Source organism: Flavobacterium branchiicola (genome assembly GCF_018383905.1).
GTDB classification, from domain to species: domain Bacteria; phylum Bacteroidota; class Bacteroidia; order Flavobacteriales; family Flavobacteriaceae; genus Flavobacterium; species Flavobacterium branchiicola.
Window position 1 is genome coordinate 281,074 of sequence record NZ_JAGYWA010000002.1, and the last position, 26,447, is coordinate 307,520.

Consider the following 26,447-nt stretch of genomic DNA (forward strand, 5'->3'; position numbering starts at 1 on the left):
TAAAAAAAACAATGAAACAATTTCAAAATTTAACAGTATTGGTTATGATACTGTTTTGTGCAAATGCTTCAGTTTGTGCCCAGCAGGATAAAAAAGAAAACCTATCGATATTATATGTAGGTTTTGATCCTGCAATCGCTGTAAGTGAAAAAATTATTGATTCACCATCCGGTACAGGAGGGATGAAACCAGAACGTTTTAGAGAGGATGTGAAAACCAGATTTAATGCATTTGAAAGCTATTTGAAAGAATATTTTACAAATGTTAAGGCCGTAGATGCCCGAAGTTATACGATGGATATGTCAAAAGGGTATGATGTTACTATTTTTGATCAGGAAGTTACCCCTTTTGAAGAAAAACAAAGATCCCCGCAATACAAACCTGCAAAGTATTTAAATGAAGATTTTGATTCTCCAACTATTTTTATTGGACATACCGCACCCGTTATGGGAGAAAGTATTGGTTTGAAACTGGATTGGCTGTGTTTATGTTTAGATGCTGATGCACATCATTTAAAGAGCGAGCATCCTATTTTTCATGGACCTTTTCCGGTTAAACTGACAATGGTTACAAAAGCCACACCTGAAGGGATTTACCATTATCCATCTGGTAAGAATGTGCCAAAAGAAATACCAATGTGGCGTGTTCAAAAAGAAGGCTATCTGGAAGGAAAGGGATACCGTTTAGGAATGGTATCAAGAGGTGGCGGTTTTTTAGATTCTCCAGATGCAGAATACATATCAAGCGGTGTTAATACTAAGGATTTGGGCGCAGTGGCAATAGGACGCCATGGAAATTTTTTATTATGGGGCTTTTCCGCTTCCCCTGATTATATGACTGACGAAGCCAAGCAGGTATTTGCCAATGCTGTGGTTTACATTAAACAATTTAAAGGACAAAAGCCAATTGCGAGGAAATACAACCAAAGTATTGTTACAAAAGAATCAATTGACATTATACTTGGAAGACTTAACAAGGAATCTTATAATGATTTTAAGAAGTACATGACTCAAGTGAATGCCGAGAGAGAGAAAATGATAAAAGAGTTTTTGAACAAAAAGGAAAAAGGAGAAAAGCTCTCTGAGATGGAAGAAGCTATTTTGGGAGCGCAATCACAGCCGATTCCTGTTCCTAGCTGGGGTGAATATCTTCAGAAGATTTCTGAGAATTATTTCAAACCTGAATATGTTGAAAATACTGATAAGTTAAAAAATTATCTGCAAAGCAACAAAAAATATATGTACAATGAACCAGAGAGTTCAGACGGGCTGAAAATTGATGAGGATGCTAAAAAGTTAGGCATAGGTAATGAAGATATAAAACTTTTGCAACAGTGTGTAAGTCTTTTGAAAAATGGTAAAGAAACGGAATTAGCAAACAGATTACTTTTGCGCTATACAGGTATGCAGAAAAGTCCGCAGGAGTGGGAAAAATGGTTAGACGAGAATGCATCCAAATTATTCTTTACAGAAGCAGGCGGCTACAAATGGATGGTTGACACTACGAAAAAATAGTATTGTCAGCTTAAATTATTAAAAAGAAAATATCAAAAAATGAGAAAAATAATCTGTTTAATAACTTTGGCATTAGTATTTGTGTCTTGGAATAAGAAAGAGGTAGACTATACCTTAATTTCGGGAGTTATTACCCATAAGTCATCGGACTGGAAAATTGTAAGTAAAGACCAGTCCTTTTCACAGACACTCAAAATCGATGACCAAGGAAAATTCAGTGATACTCTTCGTGTGAGCGAAGGTATTTACTTTCTATATGACGGAAAGAATTTTGCCAAACTGTATATTGAAAACGGAGCTGTTATTGTTGTGAATGCTGATGCTGCTGATTTCAATAAAACGATAAAGTTTTCGGGAAAGGGAAGTGAAGCTACAAATTATCTTGCCGTAAAACAGCAGACCGAAGATAAGATTATGGGAGACCAAAAAGCATTTTACTCACTCGAGGAAGCAGCATTTAAAGCTAAATCAAAGGAAATCAAAGCTGGTCTGGAAACACTTTTGGATGGTATTAAAGGAATTTCAGAAAGCTATAAAACCAAAGAGAAGAGAAATATAAATTACAGCTTTCTGGCAAAATTAGACAACTATGAAAAGTATCATGAATATTTTGCTGCAAAACCTAGTTTTAAAGTATCTCAGGGATTTTTGAGTGAACTTGACGGATTGTCTTTTGAGAATCTGGAAGACTTCAATTTTTCAGAGGATTACAAAAAAATGATCGTTTCCTACCATATGAAGCAAGCTGAAAAGCTTAGCAAATCAGGTTCGATTGCGGAGGATGTTGCAGCGATAAAGTCAATAGGCACCATTTCTAACGTGACAATTAAAAATGAACTTCTATTTTCCATGGCTGCCGTAGGAATTACAACAACATCCGATCTGAAAAACTACTACAAAGAATTTATGGATGCTTCTTCAAATGATGACAATAAGAAAACAGTTACCCAAATCTATAACAAACTCCTTATTGTCGACAAGGGGCAGCCTTCGCCAAAATTTGTAAATTATGAAAATAATGAAGGCGGTAAAACATCTTTGGCGGATCTAAAAGGGAAATATGTATACATCGACGTGTGGGCAACCTGGTGCGGTCCTTGTATGGCTGAACTTCCTTTCCTAAAAAAAATGGAGGAGAAATACGAAGGAAAGAATATCACTTTTGTAAGCATATCAGCTGATAAAGCCAGTGCCCATGACAAATGGAAAAAGATGATCATAGATAAAAAATTAGGGGGTATCCAATTAATGGCTGATAAAGATTTTGGCTCTCAGTTTTTAAAAGATTATTCGATAATGGCTATTCCGAGATTCATCCTGCTTGATCCTGCGGGGAATATTATCAGTTCGAATGCGCCAAGACCTGCCGAAGAGGATAAAATAGTTAAACTGTTTACAGAGCTCGGGATATAAAAAGCAAAAACTGTTGTACATCTGCAAGGCAGAACATTATTGATTTACCTGAATTAAGCAATAAAAAAGCTTATTTTTTGATTCGGTAGCAATTTTGTTGCCTTTTTGTAAATAAAAAATAAAAAATTTAACAGTTTTCAGCAAGGGTATAAGATCATTTTAGACTCTATATATAAAACAGCATCTCATTGCAATAAGCATCGTCTGCCATTTTTGAAAGTACTTTTAAAAGTTGGAATACTTCTTTATAATATTTTGTTTCATTAAGAAAATTTTGAATTAGTAAGCAAATTTGGAAACAATTAAGGAAGGAAGAAAAGAGGACTCAATACAACCGGTCCTCTTTCTATATTAACAAGTTGTAAAAAGTGCAAAAAAAAAGCAGGAATTAAGAGATATTGTGTTGTAGCGCATTTAAAGATTCGTCCCAAATAAATATAAAATATCTATGAAAAAAGCAATTCTAATAATAATCCTCTTGTTTACCTGGGTTGGACAGGCACAAGTTTTAGACCCTGTAAAATGGACAACTGCCGTTGAAAAAATTTCCGATACAGAGTACAAATTAATATCAAAAGCGATCATACAGCAAGGCTGGCATCTATATTCTCAAAGTGTTCCTGAGAACGGTCCTATACCAACCACTTTTAAATATGAAACTTCTAAGGGAGCTGTCAAAGTAATCGGCAGTACAAGTGAAAAGGAAGGACATACCATTGACGATCCAATATTCAGGATGAAAATCAAGTATTTTGAAAAATCTACTGTTTTCGAGCAAATGATTACAGTTTCGCCTGGTGTCTCTACGGTAAATGGAATAGTGGAATTCATGGTCTGCGATGATTCGAGATGTATGCCTCCAACAGAAGTTGAATTGAATTTTAATTTAAGCAAGTCCAAAATCATAGCTGCAGAGACAGCAGCACCAATAGAGCAGAATAGTGATGTATCTGATTCTACAGTTGCACAAAAAGATACTGCAGAGGTAAAATTAGAAAAGGAAAGTGCGCAGCATACTGTTGTGGTAACCGATAATTTGATGCAAGACGAGCCTGAGAAAGGGCTGTGGGGAATTTTCTTTATTGCATTTCTATCGGGTTTTGCGGCCCTTTTAACTCCATGCGTTTTCCCTATGATCCCAATGACAGTAAGTTTTTTTACCAAACAAAGCCAGAATAAGGCGGTCGGGATTAAAAATGCCATCATATACGGGGTGTGTATAATAGTGATTTATGTGCTTTTAGGAACTGCCGTAACGGGCCTTTTTGGAGCTGATGCGTTAAATGCACTGGCAACCAATGTCTGGTTTAATATTATATTCTTTTTGCTGCTGGTAGTTTTTGCGGTTTCTTTTTTAGGGGCTTTTGAAATTATGCTGCCCAATTCATGGTCCAATAAAGTAGACTCACAAGCCGACAGAGGAGGTCTTGTTGGAATTTTTTTTATGGCATTGGCGCTCGCTATAGTTTCTTTTTCATGTACAGGACCTATTGTAGGTACTTTACTGGTACAGGCTGCTTCTAAAGGAGGTTTGGCGCCTATTATAGGCATGCTTGGATTCTCTCTGGCCATTGCCCTGCCATTTGCTTTATTTGCTGCTTTTCCAGGCTGGCTGAATTCACTTCCTAAATCTGGAGGCTGGCTCAATACTGTAAAAGTTGTTTTAGGCTTTTTAGAACTGGCACTGGCTTTCAAATTCCTTTCGCAGGCAGATCTTGTTATGCAGACGCATTTGTTGGAACGTGAAGTGTTTTTAGCAATTTGGATTGCTGTTTTTGGAGCTCTAGCTTTTTATCTTTTCGGAAAAATTACTCTGCCTCATGATTCTCCCCTGCAGCATATCTCGGTAGGTAGATTGAGCCTTGGTCTGGTTGTTTTATCTTTTACCATTTATATGATTCCTGGTTTATGGGGCGCTCCACTGAATTTAATCAGTGCATTTCCACCGCCGCAGGATTATAGTGAATCTCCATATGGCGTAGGGTCTTCAAAAGGAGGATCTTCTTCTGAAGCAGCTCATGCAGATGTACCTGATGGAGCGCACCTGATGGCCCCGCATGATATAATGGCTTTTAATGATTACGATAAGGGACTCGCATATGCCAAAAAAACAGGAAAACCTGTTATGCTGGATTTTACGGGCTGGGCTTGTGTGAACTGCCGAAAAATGGAGCAGAATGTATGGCCTGATCCAGCGATTTTAGCACTTTTAAAAAATGACGTTGTTTTAATTTCACTTTACGTGGATGATAAAAGGGAATTGGCGCAGAGCGAGGTTGTGGAGTCCAAACTGCATCCCGGTAAAAAGTTAAAATATATCGGGCAGAAATGGAGTGAACTCCAGACCATTAAGTACAAGGCCAATTCACAGCCGTTCTATGTACTGACGGATCACAAAGAGGAAAATTTGATAGCTCCTATTGCCTATACACCCAATGTAGAGGATTTTCATAACTGGTTAAAAACGGGAATTTCCCATTTTAAAAAGTAATTATATAGAAGGTTGTTAATTCTTTGAAAAGAATTGCTTTGGATGTATAATTTAAAGTGATTCTTTTTCAAAACTATTTAAATTTAAACGTATAGAAATGACAGTTAATACTAAGCCTTTATCACCTGATACTGCCAAGGAGCAATCTGTACTGGAGCGTTATTTTGCTTCTTTCAGAGCTAATGTAGTCGGGGTTGAGCAGGAATTTGATTCACCTTACGGAAAGAAAAAAATTATCTATGCAGATTGGACTGCCAGCGGTAGATTTTACAGACCTATTGAAGAAATGCTTCTCCATAAAGTAGGGCCATTTGTAGCTAACACACATACCGAAACCGCTGTCACCGGATCTGTTATGACCCTGGCTTATCATGATGCTAGAACTATTATAAAAGAGCATGTCAATGCATCTTCTGACGATGTGCTGCTTACTGTCGGCACGGGAATGACTGGAGCCATTAATAAATTCCAGCGTATTCTGGGACTTAAAGTAAATGAGAACATAGCTGATTATACAATAGTCCCTGATGCTTTAAGACCGATTGTTTTTGTAACCCATATGGAGCATCATTCCAATCAGACCTCGTGGCTTGAAACTATTGCCAGAGTGGAAGTTATTCCATCGAATGCAGAAGGACTGCCGTGTCTGGCGAGTCTTGAAAAGTTATTAGAGCAGTATAAAAATACTCCGATAAAAATTGCGGCTGTTACAGCCTGTTCCAATGTGACGGGAATTAAAACCAATTATTATCAGATTGCTCAAATAATGCACTCCCATAATGGTTTATGCTTTGTTGATTTTGCCTGTTCAGCTCCGTACGTCACAATTGATATGCATCCGGCTGATGAACTGCAGTATTTAGATGCCATTACTTTCTCGCCGCATAAATTTCTGGGGGGACCCGGGACTTCAGGGGTTCTGGTCTTTAATAAAAAATTATACAAAAATCTTATACCTGATAACCCGGGCGGCGGGACAGTTTCTTATACCAACCCGTGGGGTGACAGGGATTATATCGATGATATTGAAACGCGCGAAGATGGAGGTACACCGGGCTTTTTGCAGACCATAAAAACTGCAATGGCAATTAAGCTCAAAGAGCAGATGGGTATTGAAAATATTCTAGCAAGAGAACATGAAATAAATGCCATTGTTCTGGAAAGACTCTCAACGATTCCTAACTTAAAAATACTGGCACCAAAGAACAAGGACAGACTGGGGGTATATTCTTTTTATATCGAAAATGTCCATTATAATCTGGTAGTAAAGCTTCTTAATGACCGGTTTGGCATACAGACCCGAGGCGGCTGTTCATGCGCCGGAACGTATGGTCACTTTTTATTAAACGTGGATGTAGCCTTATCAAAATCAATTGAACAGAAAATACTCGAAGGCTGTCTTATCGCCCGCCCGGGCTGGATAAGAATGTCTATTCATCCAACAATGACCAATGCAGAGATCGTTTTCATCTGTGAGGCTATTGAAGAGACAGTAAAAAACGTAACAGAATGGGAAGGGGATTACCAGTACGACGCACAAAAGAATGAGTTTCTGCATATAGGAACTGCTTCGATAGAAAAAGAAATAATAAAAAGCTGGTTTTACCTGCAATAGCATATTATGAATCCACTACAACTTTTAAAGAAATATTGGCAGTATCAAAGCTTCAATCAATTATCGAAGGCCCAAATAACTGTGATGATCCGCAGGGAATCATCCCTTAGGGGTATAAATATATTTGAAAAAAAACAATAGTGGATGAGCTTATAATAAACTTCATAATTTAAATAGAAATGAAAAAGAACATTATTTTGAGCATCTGCTCATTGGCTTTCTGCGGCGTAATGTCCGCACAGAAAAGCAATCCTAATTTTAATAAAATTAAGGTTTTAGGCGGAATTGAAGAATATTTGTACCAGCCCAATGGAATGAATGTCCTGCTTTTACAGGACAATGCATCGCCGGTTGTCACTGTACAGATAGTATACAGGGTAGGATCCAAAAACGAAGTTTTGGGAAACACGGGATCAACACACCTTTTAGAGCATTTAATGTTCAAAGGAACCCCAACTTTTAACAAAGGCAAAGGAAACGCCATTACTGATGTGCTTCAGAATACCGGAGCCCAGTTAAATGCTACAACATGGTATGACCGTACCAATTATTTTGAAACCCTGCCTAGTGATAAAATTGCTTTAGCAATTCAGATTGAAGCTGACAGAATGCGCAATTCTCTTCTTCTAAAAGAAGATAAAGAGGCAGAAATGACAGTAGTACGCAATGAATTTGAGCGTGGTGAGAATGATCCAAACAGTTTGCTTGATAAAGAAATCTGGGCGGCGGCTTATATTGCACATCCATACCATCATTCTACAATCGGTTGGAAATCGGATATTGAAAAAGCACCAATTGAAGTGCTGCGTAATTTTTATAATACTTATTACTGGCCGGATAATGCGACCTTAACAATTATAGGTGACTTTAAAAAAGAAAATGTTTTTAACCTTATTGAGCAGTATTTCGGAAAAATCTCAAAGGCCCCAAAGGCTATGCCGCAGCCCTATACGGAAGAACCGAAGCAGTATGGTCCTCGTAAAATTATAGTGAAGAAACCTGGCGAACTTGGCGTAATTAACAAGGCATACAAAATCCCAGGGGCATTACATGACGATCTTCCGGCGCTTAACATATTAGGTGAAATTATCGGATCGGGCCCGTCAGCAATTTTAAACAAAACTTTTGTGGACACTAGATTGGGAATCTATACATATGCCAGCGCAAGTAATTTTAAAGAAGTAGGTCTTTTTACCATTGCAGTTGGCTTTCCGACTACTTCGAAACATGAGGATATTGATGCTAAGATAAGCGAGGTTATAGCCAAAATACAAAAAGAGGGTGTATCTCAGGACGAGGTAAACCGCGTCGTAGCAAAAATAAGTGCTCAAACGATTTTAGGCAGAGACGGTTCTGGTATAATTGCATCTGAATTAACCGAAGCAATTGCGAGTGGTGACTGGGCCGATTATGTTACGGGAGTTGACAGGCTTAAAAAAGTTACACCAGCTGATGTTCTGCGTGTGGCTCAAAAATATTTAGTGGAGGATCAAAGCACTACAGGATATTTTATTCCGAAACAGTCTGGTCCAAATGATGGGCAACAACCAGCTGCTAGCCAATTTATGACAGAAAACGGTCCCTTTTATTATAGAGATCCAAGTCACGGCCATACAGATGATATTTCTTTGCCACATTTAGTGAACCAAAATAACCCAGTTAAAATTAGTGCTTCAAAAGAAGAAACTCCAAAAGATCAAAGTGCAACGTTCTTTAAAAGAGAGAAAGTGGCCGGTATCGATGTGGTTTCTGTTAAAACCTCAGCTAAGGATTTTGTTACGGTCGCAGCCAGCATATCATTGGGGAATTTTGCTAATGAAAATAAAAATTCGATGTTGCCTTCTATAACAGCCGCAATGTTGTCAAAAGGAACAATATTGAACGATAAGTTCAAATTCTCTGAAAAACTTCAAAAACTAGGAGTGAATTTAAGTGTAACCGGCTCAACATCTAAAATTAACATTGGATTTAAATGTCTTAAAAAAGATCTAGATCAGGTTATTGTGCTTTTGGCTGAAGAATTGCGTTCACCTTTAATGGACAAAAATGAATTTGAAAATGTGAAGCAGCAGTTTACAGGAAATACCCAACAAAATCTTAATGATCCGGCGCAAAGAGGAAATATAGCCTTGACCCAGGCGATCTATCCTAAGGGAAATCCAAATTACAATTTAAGTGTAGAAGAGGAGCTTGCTAACATTAAGATGGCCACTTTGGACGAAGTAAAAGCATTCCATAAAAAATATTTTGGACCAGCTGCGATGCATCTTGTAATTGTAGGAGATACGGAGGGAGCTGACCTGAATAATTCTATAAAGAAATCTTTTAAGAACTGGAATGGCGGTGTAGCGGAAAGCTTAAAATTTGAAGAAGCCGTAAAATCGTCAAATACAGAGGTAATTACCATTGCGGAGAAGCCTAGTGCCGAGCTCTTCATTGGGCAGTACACAGGACTAAAAAGATCGGATGCCGATTACGTGCCTTTTTATATCGCTACTTACACTCTTGGGGGTGGATTTGCAGGACGTTTAATGCAGACTGTCAGAGATGTTGACGGATTAACGTACAGCATTTCGTCCGGAAGTGGAGGAAATATTATGACAGGCGGGTATTGGTATGTTAACGCGTCATTTAGTCCGTCGTTATTTCAAAAAGGATTAGATGCCACAATGGTACAGGTTAATAAATGGGTAAAGGAAGGTATCACAGCAACAGAACTAGAAAATAAAAAAACAAACTTGATTGGAAGTTTTAAAGTAGGACTTTCAACAACTACTGGCCTGAGCCGAACAATTTTGTCTATTGTCGAAAGAGGCCTGGATCCGAATTATATCAATCAATATCCAAAGGATATCGAAAAAGTGACGTTAAAAGAAGTTAACGAAGCTATAAGGAAATACATTCAACCGGAAAAAATGGTCATCATTAAATCAGGTTCACTTGATAAGGACGGCAATCCTCTGAAATAAGTTTTAATAGTCGGTCTTTCATAATTTTTATTTTTAGAGAATTCAATTTGTTAACTATTTTTTTGAAGGACTCATAAAGAGCTGTTTGCCGACAGCTCTTTATTTTTTAAGAGGTATGTTAAACATTTTACATCAGGATACCATTTTTGTATATGGTCAAAAGAGCTGCAAGCATGGCTATAATCTATATTATTTAATTTTTTTTGATGACAAAAGAGCTTCATACGTTTGTAATCATATCAGCACCGCTCCAGGAGGTGTTTTCCTATTTTTTTTCGCAAAATCCTACAGTTGTACTTGGGGGGATTTTGTTTACTCCTAAAAATGAAAAAAATACTTTAAACAGGGTTGATATGAAACCGGGATTAGAGGAACTAATTTATTTTGACGATGGGTCGACCGCGCTCTATCAGTTATTTAGTGCGATTCCCAGGGTATCATTTTCAGTTCATATTGACGATTTTAGATCTAAACGTTTTAGAGGTTTAGATGCAATGCGCTGCCATTTTACTTTTACGCAATTAGAAGCCAACAGGATTATTGTGAACTGTCGGTACCAGTTTAAAATGAGCACCAGATTTCACGAACTCTTATTTGATTTTTTTTTAAAAGGCAGTATACAGAAAAAACTTGATGCGGTTTTAATTATGGGTGCCAGGATACTAAGCATACCAGTAAAATAAAAATTGATTAGTGTTTAATGTAATTTTTTAAATCAAATCACAAGCTGCCATAGTTTGTCAAAGAGGTGTACTTTAATTGATATAATAATATAATATTCCAATATGAACATAAATATTGAATCAAACCCGTTATTAGAACGCTTGCCCAAGCATTTAAAGCAATTTATCAAACCTCAGGGTTACAGTGATTAAATGCCAATCAATCAGGCGTTTTGGCGTTATGTGATGCGCAAAAACGTAGATTATTTATCAAAATGGCACATCATTCTTATTTAAATGGATTCAAGAAAACGGGAATCGAAGTTGATTCTATTGCGAGTATGTATGGAATGAACCGAATCCTGACTGAAATTGGCTGGGCTGCGGTTGTCGTTGATGGTCTTATTCCACCAAATCTTATATGGAATTTCAGGCATATAACGTTTTGTTTATTACTTAAGACATCAGACTATTAGAACATATTGAATATACACCCGCACCAGATATTGCCGAGATTAAACTTATGATTCAGAATGTACAGGTATATGAATCTAAAGAAAAAAATATTCCTATAGGTATCGAACAAACAAGCCGGCTGGTACGTAAGGCAAAACCTATAATTTAAGCTCTTGTAAGGCAGAGAAAAATACCTTGCTACCAGTATGGTAAAAAGCTGTATTTTTTTGAAGAAGAACTTTTAGAATGGATTTCTAAAGGGAAAAAGAAAACAATACAGGAAATCGAATCAGAAGTTTTGAAATATAATCATAATCGAAATAAATAGAACATAGCTCGCAAGAATACTTATGTCACTCCATTACACTATCAAAAAAGATTTAGTACAAGTAATAAGTTATCTAAAGAAAAATACAGCATCCTTTCAGTATTCATTGCTCTGACACGATTTCAACTGCTTCAAGGAGCTGCAGATTCGAACCCAAACTATGCAGTGCTTATCAACATTGAATTTCTATTTTTCAAAAACTGTTGTGGCATGCTTCTGCACAAAACTTAGACTGGGAAAATATCTTTAAAACCGCCTTAACTTTTTGTGGCAAATTAGCGGGCAATTCCACTATTGAATTTAGTTTAAAACAACGTTACAATCTTATTATCCCTTTATCTGTATGTTCACGTACAATCACAGGCTCAGGTTATAAGTATCGCCTATAAGCATTTTTACCTTTTTTTCATTTCCTGCGCGGCCCTGTTGGTAAAAATTTTTTATGTGTTTATAATTATAATTATTTGTAACTTAGGGTTAATGTAAATTATATGATATGGAAGCGCATACTCTTGTTTTGTCCACAGCAAAGCTTATCCTGCCGGAAGTAGCCACAGTTGATTTTGTTGCCGGTTTAATTAGCCGCGGATTAACCCAGGTGGAATATTTCGGGGTGGAGATTGATAACCACTGCGACATTGTCAGCGATGATATGGAGGCGGTAAGCAGGGAAATCTGCTATATTGATATTCACTTTGATTCTGAGCAGGGCATTGCTTATGATTCCCTGAGTGAAACCGAAGTGGAGCGCATGGCGCTCGATTTGTTGCAGGAATGCCGTGCGGAAATCAGGACGGATTCAAAAGATATTACGATATACCTGTAGCCAAGGGATGCGCGACAGGATGGAAGAGCTTTTTGTTGCTTTTTTGCAATTGAAAAATTAGCTACTTTTATGTTGGGATTTAGATTTAACTTAAAATATTTTACAGCATGAATATTGATTATAAGGACACCAATTTTTTTCATACAGATTATATATTCCGAATTCAGACCTTTGAAAAGTACCTGGCCAGTTCAGTGGCATCAGAGGAGCATTATGCAAATTATAAGTCCGGGCTGATACCTAATATTTTTTACGCACATAACCTGCCGGCAGTTTTAGGTTTGTTCAAAAAGGAGTTCATTGATGTTAAGTCTGGTATAGAGAAGTACGAAAAGGATAATAATAATGATTTTCCAATGTTGAAATCGTTTATCAATACCGAGAGAAATTTACGAACGGTTTTCGACGATGGCCAGCTTCAGGATTACACGACGCTTTTGGAGCGGTCATTTGACAATCAGAAAACAGATTCAAATGGCGCGGCAGTAAGCCGTTTCTTTTTAGCAACGCCGATATTAAATACCTATATATTTCAGGTAGAAAAAGTATTTGGGAAAGGTATTCTGGATTGATTTTAATGATTATTTAAACTCTTCCGGCAAATATCGTGCTGTTTTGCAATTTAATAATTGATCGTGTTATGGACCTACATTTTGAAGATTTTGGGCTCACCATTAAAGCTGCCGATTTGGAGGTACCATATCATTTGATGGACGAGCCATTGTTTTTGACGGTCCGTTCTCATTTGACAGGTCTGTTATCTGACCAGAAAACAGAAATCTTCTACTTTGGCATGGCCCCCGACAATACAGCAGATAGGCACAATGAACTTTTGGAAAATGGGGTTTTTACCGCATTATCGGGTTCCAGAAGAATTTAGGGATCGATATGGATAGTTCCGCTGAAGAGATTTTGCATGCTTTCCATTACTTGGTTAGTAACTTCCAGCCCAGATGGAGTACAATCTTTGTCGAGCAGGGACCGAGCAGAAAAGAGGTTACAATTGAACTTATGTATCAGCAGGTGTTTTGAAAATGCTGTTCCAGGTTCCAGAATTTTTTTTTCTAATTGCGCTACAAGACACGATTTTACAACTATAAACTATAATCAACACTTATGAATCCAGAAGACGGTATAGAAAGATTTGTTGCGGCGCAGCGGAATGTTTACCTCCAGGCTTTGAATGAAATCAAAAACGGGAGGAAGCAAAGCCACTGGATGTGGTTTGTTTTTCCCCAAATTAGGGGCCTGGGTTTTACAGACTATAACGTATATTATGGAATTAGGGACCTAAAGGAAGCCGGGCAATATCTCAATGATCCAGTGCTTGGAAAACGCCTGATTGAAATTTCACAGGCGGTACTTTCTCAACAGGGAAAAACAGCCTTGGAAATTTTTGGCAGGCCCGACGATAGAAAACTTAAATCCTGTATGACCCTGTTTGGCCAGGTCCCAAATGCTGATCCTGTTTTCCACAAAGTATTGGAAAAATATTATGGAGGACTACATGACGATAAAACTACAGCAATACTGATCTCTCAGGATAATAATTACTGAAATTTTAATCAAACCAGCATCACAATAAGATCATGCGGGATGGTATGGAAACTATTAAATTATAAATCAATAAAAGTAAGTTTTACTTTCTTTAGGTAATCATTTTGCAGTTTGCTCAGCTCAGGCCTTAGTTCCTGCATCTTTGACCTTACAATTGTATTGCGCTCTTCCTGTTCCATTTTATAGCTTTCTGCCCTCTGTTCGGCGGTTACTATAATTTTGATTTGGTCAGAATCCGATTGCTGGTCATCAGAGTTTAAAATTTCTGCTCCTTCATTCTTTTCCTGCTGCTGTCCTCTTTGAAATTGCGCTTCAGCATACGCGTTGTACAGGTATTCATAAAGGATTCCCTCGCATCTGTTGAAGTGTTCCCATGGAATAGGGTCTTCTTCTGTCATCTCATTGGGATAAGTGTACAGTGTAATTTCCATACGCGAATACAAATCCAATTTATAGTAATCAATAAATTCCTGATTGGTAACTCCTTTAAAATAATCAATTTCTTCCATGGCTATATTTTTTAAACTTGAAATGCAATCAGGTTTCCTTCATAGGGAAATGCAAAATCTTCAATTTTAACAGACTGGTCCAGCCATGCCGATTCATCATTTCTTTTAAGCATTATGGGCATTCGGTATTTATGGTTGTGTACATAGGACATTATTTTATTTGCCTTTGTGGTAACCATTGTATAGGTGTTTTTTATTTCGTTTGAAACAGGATCTGTCCACGAGGAATACAACCCTGCGAAGGTGAAGATTTCATCATCCTGCGAGTTGATCTGGTATTTATCCTTGCTTTTTCCTTTTTCATCATTCCAATGCCACTCGTAGTAAGCAGAAGCAATTATGAGACAGCGGTTGTGTGTTATATTTTTAAAAGATGCTTTTTCGTCTATGGATTCAATCCTCGCATTGAGTGTGTTTTTTCTAAATTCAATATCTTTTGCCCATGATGGCAGTAGTCCCCACGTATAGTCCGTTGTAATTAAACCGGGTGATGAATTGAGGATTATTGGGATATTCGGATGCGCGAATCCATTTATAAAATCTGACTGAAGATAAGTTTCCTCGTTATCCACTTCTGCATTAAAACGTCGTTTTACATTTTCAATTGCCGCCGACTGCTGAACATAGTAACACATAATTTTTTGATTATTTTAGTATAAAAAAACACCTTATTTTAATAATATTAAACTTTTTTTGGGCAGTTTTGTCAATTGCCCTGCGATAGATTTGCCACAAAAATGTACTAATGAACCGGTATCAATTTGACGTAAGGCGCATTGAAAAACTGCTTTTGGAAAATCAACAGAGAAAAAATAATCTTCAACAGAAAAACACCAATAAACTGTTAGTCCTCTTTATTATTGTCGTCTTCATATTTTTCACATTCTATCAAAATTAGTTCATAATTGGGACTTTACATAAATAAAAAATCAAAATTTCATCCGATGGCGTGGCAGGTTAATTTCATGTTCCTGCGGATAGGGTTTCCGATCCGTACTGCTGATGTCCTGCTTAATCTGGTTCTGAGTGACAAACCGTTTGTCTGAATCCATATATCTCGGATCGGGAACGAATGGCATTTTGGCCATTTTGTTTATCGTTATAGTTGGAAAATGATAATCTATTTCTACAGTACCTAAAAGCAGGTAACATCCGCCCCCTTCAAAAGGGTATTGGACAAGACTATCAGGAAAATGCGCCGTGTCAAAATAGGCACCTTCAACATCAATCCATGTTCCGAAATACATATTTCCTCTTTTTGTGGGCACCTGTTTTGTAGAGATTAAATAGGCAAGCATCCTTACCTGCTTTTTATAATGCTTCAAAAGATCTTTAACCAGTACGTCACCACGGTGTCTGGTCTGCAAGAGATCAAAAACAGTACAGGAAACCGGAAAGTTCAGAAGTTCAATCTCATCAAATGCATCTTCAAAAACGGAGCGTTCCAAAACGGGGAGCTTAAATTCCTTTGCAGGTTCCTGAAGCAGCATCAAACCACGATTGGCGGGTTTGAAATTATTTAATAGCAGGCTTACCAATACCAAAAGCTGGTTTTTGGTTTGACCTGTAAAGCGAAAGGCACCGATAAAAATCAGCACTTTAATATTCTCAATTCCCATTGGGACCCTGTTTATGAAATCTTCCAAAGAGAGGTAGTCACCGTTTTTATTGCGCTCAAGGGAAATAAACTGAGCAAGCTTTGAATCAATGTTTAAAAGATGCATAAATCCCAGATAGATATCACTGCCATACAAGGCAGTTTCATACTCACTTTTGTTTACGCAAGGGTTATGAATAACTGCGCCGGCCATTCTGGCCTCGTGGATGTAAATTTCTGTCCTGTAAAATCCTCCCTGATTATTTATTACCGCCACCATAAATTCAATAGGGTAGTGGACTTTTAAATAAAGGCTCTGATAACTTTCTACTGCATATGAGGCAGAGTGCGCCTTGCAGAATGAGTATCCGGCAAAGGATTCAATCTGGCGGTAAATTTCCTGACTAAGCGCCTCGGGATGCCCTTTTGCGGCGCAGGAAATAAAAAAATCATCTTTCACTTTTTGCAGTGCTGCCTTGGATCTTCCCTTTCCGGACATTGCCCTTCGCAGGATGTCTCCGTCAGCGGCGGATAGCCCGCCATAGTGAAGAGCAATTTTTATGACATCCTCCTGATAAACCATTATGCCATATGTTTCCCCAAGTTGCTCTTGGAAAACGGGATGAAAATATTCAAATTTTGAAGGGTTATTGTGCCGGAATATATATTCTTTCATCATACCGGATTGGGCAACCCCAGGTCGTATTATTGAAGATGCTGCCACGAGGGTTTTATAATTATCGCATTTCAAACGTCGAAGCAGGCCACGCATTGCCGGGCTTTCAATATAAAAGCATCCAATTGTTTTTCCTTCTGCCAGAAATTTGTTGGCTGACTGCTCGTTTTTTGATAATGATGTATCGCGGATATTGATGCGCAATCCCCTGTTTTTCTCAATTAGTTTCACTGTATCGTCAATATGTCCAATCCCTCTCTGGCTCAGGATATCAAATTTTTCAAAGCCGATATCTTCTGCCGTATGCATATCAAAAAGCACGATAGGAAAACCCTTTGGCGGCATTTCCAGTGGCGTATAATTGGTGAGTGGCTCTTCGGAAATTAAAATACCGCAAGAGTGCATGCTTCTCATATTGGGGTACTTTTCGAGCATCATTCCGTATTGCTGTACCAATTTTACAATTTCATTGGTCTGGTGCATTTTCATTGGGTTTTTTGCCAGCAAGTCCAATTCATCCTTTGGAAGGCCAAAGACTTTTCCAACTTCACGGAAAATAGAGCGGTATTTGAATTCGACATTTGTACCACAGAAAGCCACATGCTCATATCCATAGCGGTCAAAGATGTATTTTAGGATTACATCACGCTCTTTCCATGACCAGTCAATATCAAAATCAGGCGGGCTTTTTCGGTTTTCATTCAGGAAACGCTCGAAATATAAATCAAGTTCCAAGGGGCAGATATCTGTTATACCAAGACAGTAGGCAATAATGCTGTTGGCACCGCTTCCTCGTCCGATATGAAGAAATCCCCTGCTATTACTGTAGCGGATGATATCCCAGGTGATCAGAAAATATCCGCTGAAATCAAGATCATTTATTACTTTGAGCTCTTTTTCGACCCTGGCTTTTGCGGCTTTATTTTGAGGACCGTATCTCCAGAGCAGACCCTCATGGGCAAGTGTTGTGAGTAAATTTATATCACCTTTCTTGTCTTTGGTATAATACTTTTTGTTCCTTGGGGTCTGGAATTCATAATTAAAATTGCAGTCCTGAATTATTCTTTCTGTGTTTTGAATAATATGGGGATAGTCTTTGTACCATTCAATTAGCTCATCGGGTGGTATCATAAGGTCGCTTTTTTTACAAAAATCATCCGAAGTTAATTTTGACAAAAGCTCATTGAGGTCTACCGCGCGAAGTATCCTGTGCAGGTTGTATTCCCTTTTGGTGCGGAAAACCACTGGCTGCAGCACAACCATTTTTTGCTGTCTGTCTTTCCAATTGGATAACACCAATTTTTGCAGCTGGTCAGGACGTATGCCGATATATTCATTTTCTTTTAGAATAGTGGGCGCATTTTCCAAAGGATAAATGATAAAAACATGCTCGAAATCCGGGGCAAATTGCGGCAAAACAATATCGTGAAAGTTATGCTGTGTTAGAAAGTAGTTCATTTCGGCAAGCCCCTGTGCATTTTTGGCCAGTGCGATATAACGCAATTGATGCTCCCATCGGAATTCCATACCAACAAGTGGTTTTATCCCTGCTGCAAGGCAGAGTTTTATAAACTCATAAATTCCGGTAACGGTATTGATATCTGTTAGTGCCATAGCCTCAACACCAAGAGATGATGCCTGCTTTACCAGCTCTTCAACCGGAATAGTGCCATAACGGAGGGAGTGAAAGGAATGGCAGTTGAGGTACATGGAATTAAGATTTACGTTTTAAAATTTCATTTTTATTGTTGGGCTTAAAAGAGGCTCCGGCACAGCGCATTACCGCGTCAAATCCATACCTGTTTTTCATCCTGTCCATGGCCTGATAGAGTGCCAGCATTTCTTCGGTATCCTGAAAAATATCAATCTGGTATGTTCCCCTTACCAGTCCGCTAAAGCGCACCCCGATAAGGCGCAGTCTCATTCGTCGCTGATATAATTTATCAAACAAGTCCGTTACGGTCTTTGTCAGTATATGATCGGCAGAGGTGTAGGCTACCCTGCATTGTTTGGTTTCGGTATCAAAGTTGGCGTAGCGGATTTTGACTGTGACAGTGGAAGTCAGCCATTCTTCCGAGCGGAGCTGGTAAGCTAATTTCTCCACCATTCCCTGCAGCAACCTGTTTAATTTTGCGACATCTATTGTATCCTGGGAAAAGGTATGCTCCGTGGATATTGACTTTCTCTCGGTATAGGGTTCCACGGGATTATTATCAATGCCGTTGGCCTTTTTCCAGAGTTCTATTCCGTTTTTTCCTATCATCTGCTGTAGTGGTTCGACAGGCATTTCTGAAAGGGTTTTGATAGTCCTGATACCAATACGCGAAAGCAGCTGGAAAGTCTTTTCGCCTACCATTGGGATTTTCTGGATGGATAGTGGATTTAGAAAAGACTGGACCAGATGCTCGGGTATTTCAAGGTTCTGCTTCTGTTTTCCTTCACCGGTGCCGATTTTGGAAACGGTCTTATTGACCGAAAGGGCAAAGGTGAGTGGAAGGCCGGTTTGCTTTGTGATCCGATGTGCGAGTTCATTAGTCCATTTATAGCTGCCGTAGAATTTATCCATTCCGGTAATGTCAAGGTAAAATTCATCAATGCTTGCTTTTTCAACTACCGGAGCTCTCTCCTGAATAATTTCGGTGATATCGTGTGAAAGCCTGGAATATAATTCCATATCGCCTTTCATAATCTTGGCCTGCGGACAAAGCTTCATCGCCATATGAATGGGCATAGCGGAACGCACCCCAAAACGTCTTGCCTCATAAGAACAAGAAGCCACTACGCCTCTTTCGCCTCCTCCTATAATCAATGGAATGCCGTTAAGCTCAGAATTGGTAAGCCTTTCGCATGAAACGAAAAACGTATTCATGTCAATATGTACAATTGCCCTGCTCATAATCTTTTCTTTTATACAGATCAAAATTAGTATAGATTGGAACAATTTTTAAAATCAATTATGTTATAAATGATAACAAAATTAAAAATATCTTATTTTATGGGGGATTTCAAAATAGGAAAAAATGGACTTTTTGCTCTTTATTCAGAATTTACATCATCCTAAATTAATAGTATCATTTACATATTCCGTTGGAAATACTCCTTCATTTATAAAAGTGGATTTTTACCTTTTTAATGTTTTTATAACGTTTTAAAAAGGATTTATTAGGGAAAAATTCTTAAATTTAAAGCTTCAATGTTCCAAGAATATAATATAATACGATCGTTTAAAGTTTTATAAAGTCTAATGTTTTTTTAATAACAAGCGCAGTTTAGATTCTATTTTCTTTAACTGCACTAAAAAATAAGAAGCTATGATACAGGGGCAAACCTCGCAAAGAACGATTTATATGGCAGACGATGATGAGGATGACAGAATGTTGTTTCTTGATGCCATGCTGGAATTAAATCTGTCGGTTGTTGTTGAGGCAGCAGTCGACGGACTGGAACTTCTTGATATGCTGTCACAGGCAGTACAGCAACTTCCGGAAATTATTTTCCTTGATATCAATATGCCAGGTAAAAATGGCTTTGAGTGCCTCGAAGAAATCCGAAGCGCGAAAGGGGAGATGAAAGACGTGAAGATTATCATGCTCTCTACAAGCAGTAATCCCGAAAATATTGAATTATGTTATGAACTTGGTGCCGACCTGTATGCCGTTAAACCAAGCACCTTTGAGGATTTAAAAAAATTATTGCTAAAGGTATTTCAATTGGATTGGTATGCAGTTAAGAAAGGCAATAAAAGAATTCTGATGGCCTGATAATTCAGGTATAAATCAAAAGAACATCCGATTTAAATTAAGTGTACTAATTGACCTTAATTTTATACTTTTTATAGGTCACATCATGTACAGTTACACTTGATTTATTCGGGCTGATTCTCACTTTTATTCTCCTGAGGGCTTCGTCTGACAAGTAAGTAAAAATCTTTTAAATGCCACCATGCAGGGCACATATCAAGACTTCCTTTGTAATTGTTTATAGTGGAGTAGCAGCTTTTGAGAAAAACCTGCGAATCTGTGATTTTCGCCCAGGGCTTCCAATCTACTTCCTGAGGCGGGGGCGTGGCTTCAAAGTAGCGTTTTATTTCTTCTGGAGTCATGGGACAAAATTAGGCAAAAATTAGAGGCCTGTCAAGGGATGCGGGGGACTTGTTTATTCAATATTACACTTCTTTTTTGTACAATTTCTCCAATTGTACTGGCAGTCATAGAATTATCCTGCTGATTTTTTTTTATTTTTTAGGAGCTTTTCCCGCTATGCGCAGCAATCTATGCGCCGAACCCCGGCGAATAGGATTTTCACTTCTATCGGGGCTAAAAGAATGAATCCATTTTTTATATTTGAAAATTTAATTATGCATACATGTGCTGATTGTTATCATATTTTACTGAGAATTTTAGTGAACTCTTAAACGATGAAATAAATTATGCTCTTCTGATTTCTATTTCTCTTTGGAAGATAATTTATATAACCGTAATCATTTAGGTCTCTGATACATCTGTGATAGGTAACTGGGCCGCTTATTTTAGCGATCTTCATAATTTCATGTCTATATGCTTTAATGGGATTAATATGCCCTGCAGCAATTCTGAATTGTAGTAATGCCGCAAAAATTCCAATAGGGGTAATCTTGGCGGGCTGTCCTTTATCAGATGTAAAGCGGACAGGGGCGGTTTTTTTTTACAGCATAAGGGGCTGTGTTTATAGAACAGCGGTCAGGTTATCGGGGGGGGGGGAGGTGCAGTATTATATACAATGACCATGCTGATCAGTGGGTTTTTAGGTTTGATTTGTTATTTTTTCAGGAGCTTTTCCCGCTATCCGTTCTAATCTTTTGCGCCGAACCCCGGCACAAAAGGATTTCCACTGCTATCGGGGCTAAAAAAATGCTAACGGCTGTTAGGAATACACCAATTTTTTGCTTCAGTTGAGCAATAATTATATTTAAAAAAACAAGAGCAGGAAATTCAAATTTTCTCCTAAATCAAGTCATATTCTTGCGGCTGGTAATGATTCAATAATTAATTTGGGATGCGGGCCGCTTGCAGTGATAGTTTCATAGAGATATTTTTCTTAAGCCTCTACATTGTATTATTTCGATAATTTCGATCTTTAAGTTTAATTTTAAAATTATGTCAGAACCTGCCTTTTAAACGAGAAAATAAATGACACTTTTTTGATTTCTATTTTTTTTGGGGACATAGTTTATGTAGCCGTATTCATTTAAGTCTTTTATGCACCTGTGATAAGTGACAGGGCCGGTTATTTTGGCTATTTTCATAATTTCATGCCTGTAGGCTTTGATAGGATTGATATTGCCTTGATTTGTTCTGAATTGAAGCAGTGCCGCAAAAATTCCAATATGGGTAATACTGATGCGCTGGTCTTTTTCTATCGATCTAAAGAATTCCGTTAAAGGATTTAACTTTTCCATCACTGCTGTATTTTAGATTTTATTCCTTTTTGGACAGATTGTTTCGGGAATGTTGCTGCCTGGTTTTTTGATGAAGCTGTCTGGATTTTACGAAAATGCCGGTCATAGATATTCAATGATCTAAACTGCGGATTGGCCTCTATATAAATCTGATTTTCTCGTCCATTTTTAATCAGCACAGCAGATACTCTGTCACCCTGTCTTAAAGCATGTTTTAGTTTTTCCATTTCATATGTATTAGATATCTCTTTTAAAGGAATGGACTTTAAAGTCTTTTCTAAATCATAAGCATATTCATTTCGAAATTCTTTTAAGTGATAATTGCCCGAAGCGTCTCTATCATTAAAGTCGAGCTGAAACCATGATTGGTTATGCTCTACAGAACGGCCTGACAATAAATTATAAACTTCATTAAGTTTAAAATTGCGTTCCTGCCCATTTTTAAAGTAATAATCCCTGCTGTCTTCTGGTGCAGAATTATTCTGCATGCTGCTTTTAAATCCATCGAGTTCAAAATGCCTTTCAGCATTTTTTGAAAACGAAAGAGTATGAGTAATCTTTTCTTTTTCATTAATGTAGTAGGATAGAGGAATGCTGAAATTTTCCTGTTCCTTGTCAATAAGATTTTTTAATTTTTCGGATAAATCAGGAAAGCCGATACGCTGCACTTCCTCGTTAAGCGAATTGAAGTTTCTTTCGTCTTTTTTTGCCGCACTGCGAAGTGAAAGCTGATTTTGCGTGCTGGTGATTATTTTCCTCAGGATACGTGAAATGAGACTTGGATATAATTGTTTTGACATCCTATGGATTTCCATTTTAAGGATTTGAAGCGTATGCTGCTCCTCAACATTTTTTGAAGATTTGTATTTCGTTCTGATTCTCTCGAACTGCCGCAGTTTCTCAGCCAATAAAGATCTGTTTTCTGCCGGAGTAATTGAAAAGAGCGTATTGAAACGTTCCTCTCTTGCTTTCCATTGGCTGAATTCCATTTCTACTCTATTTACGGGAAACTGCGGGTTCATCATCTAAACTTTAATAATTTTAAAATCTCTAAACCGAATTAGACTGCTGTTTTCTTTTTTTGGGTTTGTTAGCGGAAGGAGTTTCACTATTCTCCTCAGTGGTTTCAGACTGTTTTTTGTCAGATTGCTTTTCTGAAGTTTTTTCTCCTTCAGATTTTTTCTCTTCTTTGCTTTCTCGATGATTGATGCGCTGGAGGTTTCCGTCATATACATTAAGAGTCTTAAACTGCGGATTTGCTTCTACGAACATTTTGCTTTCAACGCCGCTGACAACAAAAGTTACAGACTGCAGATTTCCTTTTTTAAGGGAATTTACAAGGTCTTCCTTATATTGCGGCGTACTGAGTTCTTTTATGGAATGCTTCTCAAGGCTTGCTTCCAGATCATAGCCGTAATTCTGATGGTAATGGTTAATCTTAAAATTTCCGGAATTGTCTGTCTGTTTAAAATCGAATTTTAACCAAGAATTGTAACTTTCTCCTTCTTTAGTTTTAAGATCCTTATTTACCGAACGGCCTTCCATTAAATTATAGGCTTCTTTGAGTGTAATGCTGGTTGCATCATTATTGATGTAAAATGTCTGCTGCAGTCCCGGCTTGTTTTCTTCTTTCTGAAGATTCACATGATAGGAATTAAAAAAGTACATATCAGTCTGGTCTGACTTCTTGAAGTTCAGCTCAACCTTTACGGTATCTCTGTTGGGAACGCCATTGTTCATAATGCCGGTGTGCATGATTTTAAAATCCTTATCTCCTTTCAGCATGTTTTCTTTCAATTCAGTATCGAAAGTTTCTCCAAATCCAGTATATTTCAGCTGGTCTTTCAGGTATTTTAAATTAGTCTCATTCATAATGTTTGTATTTAAGTTATTTTCTGGTAATTCCTTGTTTTCTTTTGCCAGACGGACAAACTCCGTAAGATCAAGTTTCTGATTGCTGTACAGATCAATTCCGCTCTGCATGACTATCTTTAAGTCATTTATAAGCGAATCGATCGGCACGCTCTTAAAATAGTCGATATCATTACTCCCCACCAGACAATGGTCCTCTGCGCCCATTGATGTCCTGAAAAAAGCAATGTTGTCGCTGTCAGCTGATAGATTAACAGGGTGTACAGCATAGCGATAGCCTAGTGACGCCATTTCCTCTGCAAAGCTTAACAGCGTTTCGGTCTCATTGATATTTATATTCATAATCTGCTTTTTTAGTTCTTTAGGATGGTGCCAGGATTATGGCAGCGGGATTACTTTATCGGTCAGATTTTTTTTAACGTTGACTTCCAAATGCCTTCCGCCATTCTTTTCCAGCAGCTGGATCGTTAAATACTTATTCTCGGGAATGGTAAATTTCTCCAGTGCAAAAACTTTTACTACTTCAGACTTATCAGGAATCACCGCAGATGATGAAGTTGAATAAAGTGGCTGAATCTCTATTTCCTGCGAGGCAGTTCGTTTTGATTTTCGCTGGTCTCTTATGAAAAAACGCAGCTGGTCGATATCGTAGCTGATTTTGGATTTATTTTCAAATACAGCACGCAGATACAGCACATCCTCATGTATAAAAATGCCGCTGACCTCCAGTTTTATCTGAAACTTAGCTTTTTTTAAACCACTGGTCTTTATTTTTTTTGATAATGCCAGTGAAGCAGACTGTTCTATTTTTTTCTGATTTTCGTTTACTAGGGTAAATAGCACTTCCTTACTTGCAGCTAAAGCATTTTCTGCATTTATATTCAGGTCCGGGCAGTCTTCATTGTAGTTCAGTACAAATACATATAATTTTGCGTCAGATGTGACTATTGTCAGGTTAGTCTGGAAAAAGTATTGTCTTGCAGCTTTTACAAGGAGAATGTTCTCGACTCCTTTGGCTTTCTGCACCAGCACATCAGCACTCCCTTTATCGATGCTTTTAATCGGGTACGGAAAAACTATGCTGGTAGTCTTCGAATAGCCGATCTGAAGATTTTTATAGTGGTCTTCGTAAAAAACAGTTTCCCTGCTCTTTAGCTGGGGATAAGCCCAAACAGTAACCAGCAGCAGACTCATTAAAAACAAATAATTAATTCTTTTCATCTTTCTCTATTTTATGGTTTTAAATTCTTTTGTTTTTCATCATACAACAGCACCTTGTATCCTGCTTTTACCAGTACCTTTATGAGTTTAACCTTTTTGCTTATAAGACTTTTGGCTGCCTCAATGCCCATTCCAGCAGCCTGTGCTCCCCATGAATCAGTAACCCCGGTAAGTCCAAGTGTCTGAATCGAGCGGTCGGCAGATGCTTTGGCAGCATCCCTGCTAATGGCACCAGGAATGTATATTCCCTCAATTCCGTCTATATCATAGATCGAGAGCTGCACCGGAAAAAGTGAACCATGATGCTGGAGGTTTTCTATCTTTATTTCAAGCCTTTCTCCTTTCAATGCCGCCATGCCGTATACAAAGGTGTTTTTGGGTATTGTTGTTCCCTGAAGTGTAATATCGGCAGTGAGCCTTAGTTTAACCACAGATCCATTTACAATGGTCTGTGTTTCGTGCACGGCAGCTTCAAGTGCATTTTGCGTATGATCTGGATTTAAATCCTCATCTGCAGTGAAAAAAGCGTTCGATTTAAAGGTGTCCGCAGGTATTGCATTTTCTTGGAGAGAAGAAATATTGTCTTCCGTATTTTTAAGGCCTGCGGAATAAACTTTTCCTTTTTTTTTCTCGTAATTTTGTTTTAAGCGTTCCTGCACTCTTGAAGGATGCTGAATATCCAGGATATTTTCGAGCATGCCTCCGAGCTGCTGCAGTTCCGGGTCCGGCTGAGTTTCACCCATTGCAGACATCATCTGTTCCAAGTTCTTAATCTGGGCAGATGCTTCATTGGATGAGCCATAGTTTTCGAACTCCCTCATATCCTGGCCATAATTTTTAACAGATGCAGGCTGGCTGATGGTTTTCTGGAGCAGCTGCAGTTTTTCATAGATTTTCTGCTCGTTTCTGTCCTGCGGGGCCACTGCATTCAAGCCGGTTCTTTTTTTTGAAAAACTCTGTGATGCAAAATCCAGTTCAGGAAACTCCTTCAAAGATTCTTCAAGAACTTTTTGATTGGAATAGTTGGGATCTTTTTTAATCTGCTCCTGCAGTTTGATTGAATCTACAGCTGCCTGGTCATAGTAGCTCATTTTATCCAAAGAAGAATCTTCTTTAAAATTTGGAAGCGGCAGTTTAAAATTAAATCCTTTCTTTATTTCATTTTCAGCCGCTGCCGCTTCCATTCTTCCTCCTCCCAAGGTGTAAAAAAGAATGGTGATAAAAGGAAGTGTTATGATTGGCAGAACCAGAAGCATTTTTCGTTTTTTTGCTTCTTTAAGTGATATCGTCTTCTGTTCCATGTG

Annotated in this window: 21 protein-coding genes and 1 pseudogene; 12 read left to right on the forward strand and 10 right to left on the reverse strand. The window is 38.0% G+C overall.

All coding sequences use genetic code 11. The annotated features are described in order from the left end of the window. Positions 1 to 11: 11 nt before the first annotated feature. The 11 genes and pseudogenes from KHA98_RS04835 to KHA98_RS04885 all read left to right on the forward strand — a co-directional run bounded on the left by KHA98_RS04835 (position 12) and on the right by KHA98_RS04885 (position 13,831). Positions 12 to 1,514, forward strand: a complete 1,503-nt coding sequence (locus tag KHA98_RS04835; RefSeq protein ID WP_213255851.1) for a hypothetical protein — start codon at positions 12 to 14, stop codon at positions 1,512 to 1,514. A gap of 39 nt (positions 1,515 to 1,553) precedes the next feature. Next, entirely contained in the window at positions 1,554 to 2,927 is a 1,374-nt protein-coding gene (locus KHA98_RS04840; RefSeq protein ID WP_213255852.1) for a TlpA family protein disulfide reductase, read from the forward strand. A gap of 448 nt (positions 2,928 to 3,375) precedes the next feature. Then, a complete protein-coding gene (locus tag KHA98_RS04845) occupies positions 3,376 to 5,418 on the forward strand; it encodes a protein-disulfide reductase DsbD family protein (protein ID WP_213255854.1) in 2,043 nt (680 codons plus the stop codon). A gap of 97 nt (positions 5,419 to 5,515) precedes the next feature. Further along, on the forward strand, positions 5,516 to 7,033 hold the full coding sequence (locus KHA98_RS04850) for an aminotransferase class V-fold PLP-dependent enzyme (RefSeq protein WP_213255855.1): 1,518 nt from the start codon (positions 5,516 to 5,518) through the stop codon (positions 7,031 to 7,033). Positions 7,034 to 7,212: 179 nt separating this feature from the next. Continuing rightward, a complete protein-coding gene (locus tag KHA98_RS04855; protein ID WP_213255857.1) occupies positions 7,213 to 10,002 on the forward strand; it encodes a M16 family metallopeptidase in 2,790 nt (929 codons plus the stop codon). A gap of 206 nt (positions 10,003 to 10,208) precedes the next feature. Beyond that, on the forward strand, positions 10,209 to 10,685 hold the full coding sequence (locus KHA98_RS04860) for a hypothetical protein (protein WP_213255859.1): 477 nt from the start codon (positions 10,209 to 10,211) through the stop codon (positions 10,683 to 10,685). Positions 10,686 to 10,787: 102 nt separating this feature from the next. Then, positions 10,788 to 11,121 (forward strand): annotated as a pseudogene (locus KHA98_RS04865) (aromatic amino acid hydroxylase); the annotation flags it as partial. Positions 11,122 to 11,944: 823 nt separating this feature from the next. Continuing rightward, positions 11,945 to 12,274: a hypothetical protein gene (locus tag KHA98_RS04870; RefSeq protein WP_213255861.1), complete on the forward strand. Its 330-nt coding sequence runs from the start codon at positions 11,945 to 11,947 to the stop codon at positions 12,272 to 12,274. Positions 12,275 to 12,381: 107 nt separating this feature from the next. Beyond that, positions 12,382 to 12,846: a hypothetical protein gene (locus KHA98_RS04875; RefSeq protein ID WP_213255863.1), complete on the forward strand. Its 465-nt coding sequence runs from the start codon at positions 12,382 to 12,384 to the stop codon at positions 12,844 to 12,846. A gap of 68 nt (positions 12,847 to 12,914) precedes the next feature. Then, a complete protein-coding gene (locus KHA98_RS04880) occupies positions 12,915 to 13,154 on the forward strand; it encodes a hypothetical protein (protein ID WP_213255865.1) in 240 nt (79 codons plus the stop codon). A gap of 236 nt (positions 13,155 to 13,390) precedes the next feature. Continuing rightward, positions 13,391 to 13,831, forward strand: coding sequence for a DUF1810 domain-containing protein (locus KHA98_RS04885; protein ID WP_213255867.1), 441 nt, complete (start codon positions 13,391 to 13,393; stop codon positions 13,829 to 13,831). A gap of 59 nt (positions 13,832 to 13,890) precedes the next feature. On the opposite strand, the gene KHA98_RS04890 is transcribed toward KHA98_RS04885, so the two are convergent. From KHA98_RS04890 to dinB, 4 genes are all read right to left on the reverse strand, one after another. Continuing rightward, positions 13,891 to 14,340 (reverse strand): hypothetical protein, encoded by a 450-nt coding sequence (locus KHA98_RS04890; RefSeq protein ID WP_213255869.1) that lies wholly within the window; start codon positions 14,338 to 14,340, stop codon positions 13,891 to 13,893. 11 nt (positions 14,341 to 14,351) lie between these two features. After that, positions 14,352 to 14,975: an SOS response-associated peptidase gene (locus tag KHA98_RS04895; RefSeq protein WP_194602445.1), complete on the reverse strand. Its 624-nt coding sequence runs from the start codon at positions 14,973 to 14,975 to the stop codon at positions 14,352 to 14,354. Positions 14,976 to 15,269: 294 nt separating this feature from the next. Further along, positions 15,270 to 18,323, reverse strand: a complete 3,054-nt coding sequence (locus tag KHA98_RS04900; RefSeq protein WP_213255871.1) for a DNA polymerase III subunit alpha — start codon at positions 18,321 to 18,323, stop codon at positions 15,270 to 15,272. Between the two features lie 4 nt (positions 18,324 to 18,327). Continuing rightward, positions 18,328 to 19,509, reverse strand: a complete 1,182-nt coding sequence (gene dinB / locus KHA98_RS04905) for a DNA polymerase IV (RefSeq protein WP_213255872.1) — start codon at positions 19,507 to 19,509, stop codon at positions 18,328 to 18,330. A 451-nt stretch (positions 19,510 to 19,960) separates the two neighbouring features. Here dinB and KHA98_RS04910 point away from each other — a divergent pair, with 451 nt between their 5' ends. Beyond that, a complete protein-coding gene (locus tag KHA98_RS04910) occupies positions 19,961 to 20,374 on the forward strand; it encodes a response regulator (protein ID WP_246522163.1) in 414 nt (137 codons plus the stop codon). 104 nt (positions 20,375 to 20,478) lie between these two features. Here the strand turns inward: KHA98_RS04910 and KHA98_RS04915 are convergent, their stop codons facing one another. From KHA98_RS04915 to traM, 6 genes are all read right to left on the reverse strand, one after another. Next, positions 20,479 to 20,715 (reverse strand): DUF6965 family protein, encoded by a 237-nt coding sequence (locus tag KHA98_RS04915; protein WP_213255874.1) that lies wholly within the window; start codon positions 20,713 to 20,715, stop codon positions 20,479 to 20,481. Positions 20,716 to 21,765: 1,050 nt separating this feature from the next. Further along, complete coding sequence (locus KHA98_RS04920; RefSeq protein ID WP_213255875.1) at positions 21,766 to 22,050, reverse strand: hypothetical protein; 285 nt, start codon at positions 22,048 to 22,050, stop codon at positions 21,766 to 21,768. Continuing rightward, positions 22,050 to 23,075 (reverse strand): hypothetical protein, encoded by a 1,026-nt coding sequence (locus KHA98_RS04925; RefSeq protein WP_213255876.1) that lies wholly within the window; start codon positions 23,073 to 23,075, stop codon positions 22,050 to 22,052. Before KHA98_RS04925 ends, KHA98_RS04920 begins: the two co-directional genes overlap by 1 nt. Before the next feature lie 25 nt (positions 23,076 to 23,100). Next, positions 23,101 to 24,264 carry a hypothetical protein gene (locus tag KHA98_RS04930; RefSeq protein ID WP_213255878.1) on the reverse strand — a complete coding sequence of 388 codons (1,164 nt, stop codon included), beginning with the start codon at positions 24,262 to 24,264 and terminating at the stop codon, positions 23,101 to 23,103. Positions 24,265 to 24,300: 36 nt separating this feature from the next. Next, positions 24,301 to 25,143 carry a conjugative transposon protein TraN gene (traN, locus tag KHA98_RS04935; protein WP_213255880.1) on the reverse strand — a complete coding sequence of 281 codons (843 nt, stop codon included), beginning with the start codon at positions 25,141 to 25,143 and terminating at the stop codon, positions 24,301 to 24,303. Between the two features lie 11 nt (positions 25,144 to 25,154). After that, positions 25,155 to 26,444, reverse strand: a complete 1,290-nt coding sequence (traM, locus tag KHA98_RS04940; protein ID WP_213255882.1) for a conjugative transposon protein TraM — start codon at positions 26,442 to 26,444, stop codon at positions 25,155 to 25,157. Positions 26,445 to 26,447: the final 3 nt, after the last annotated feature.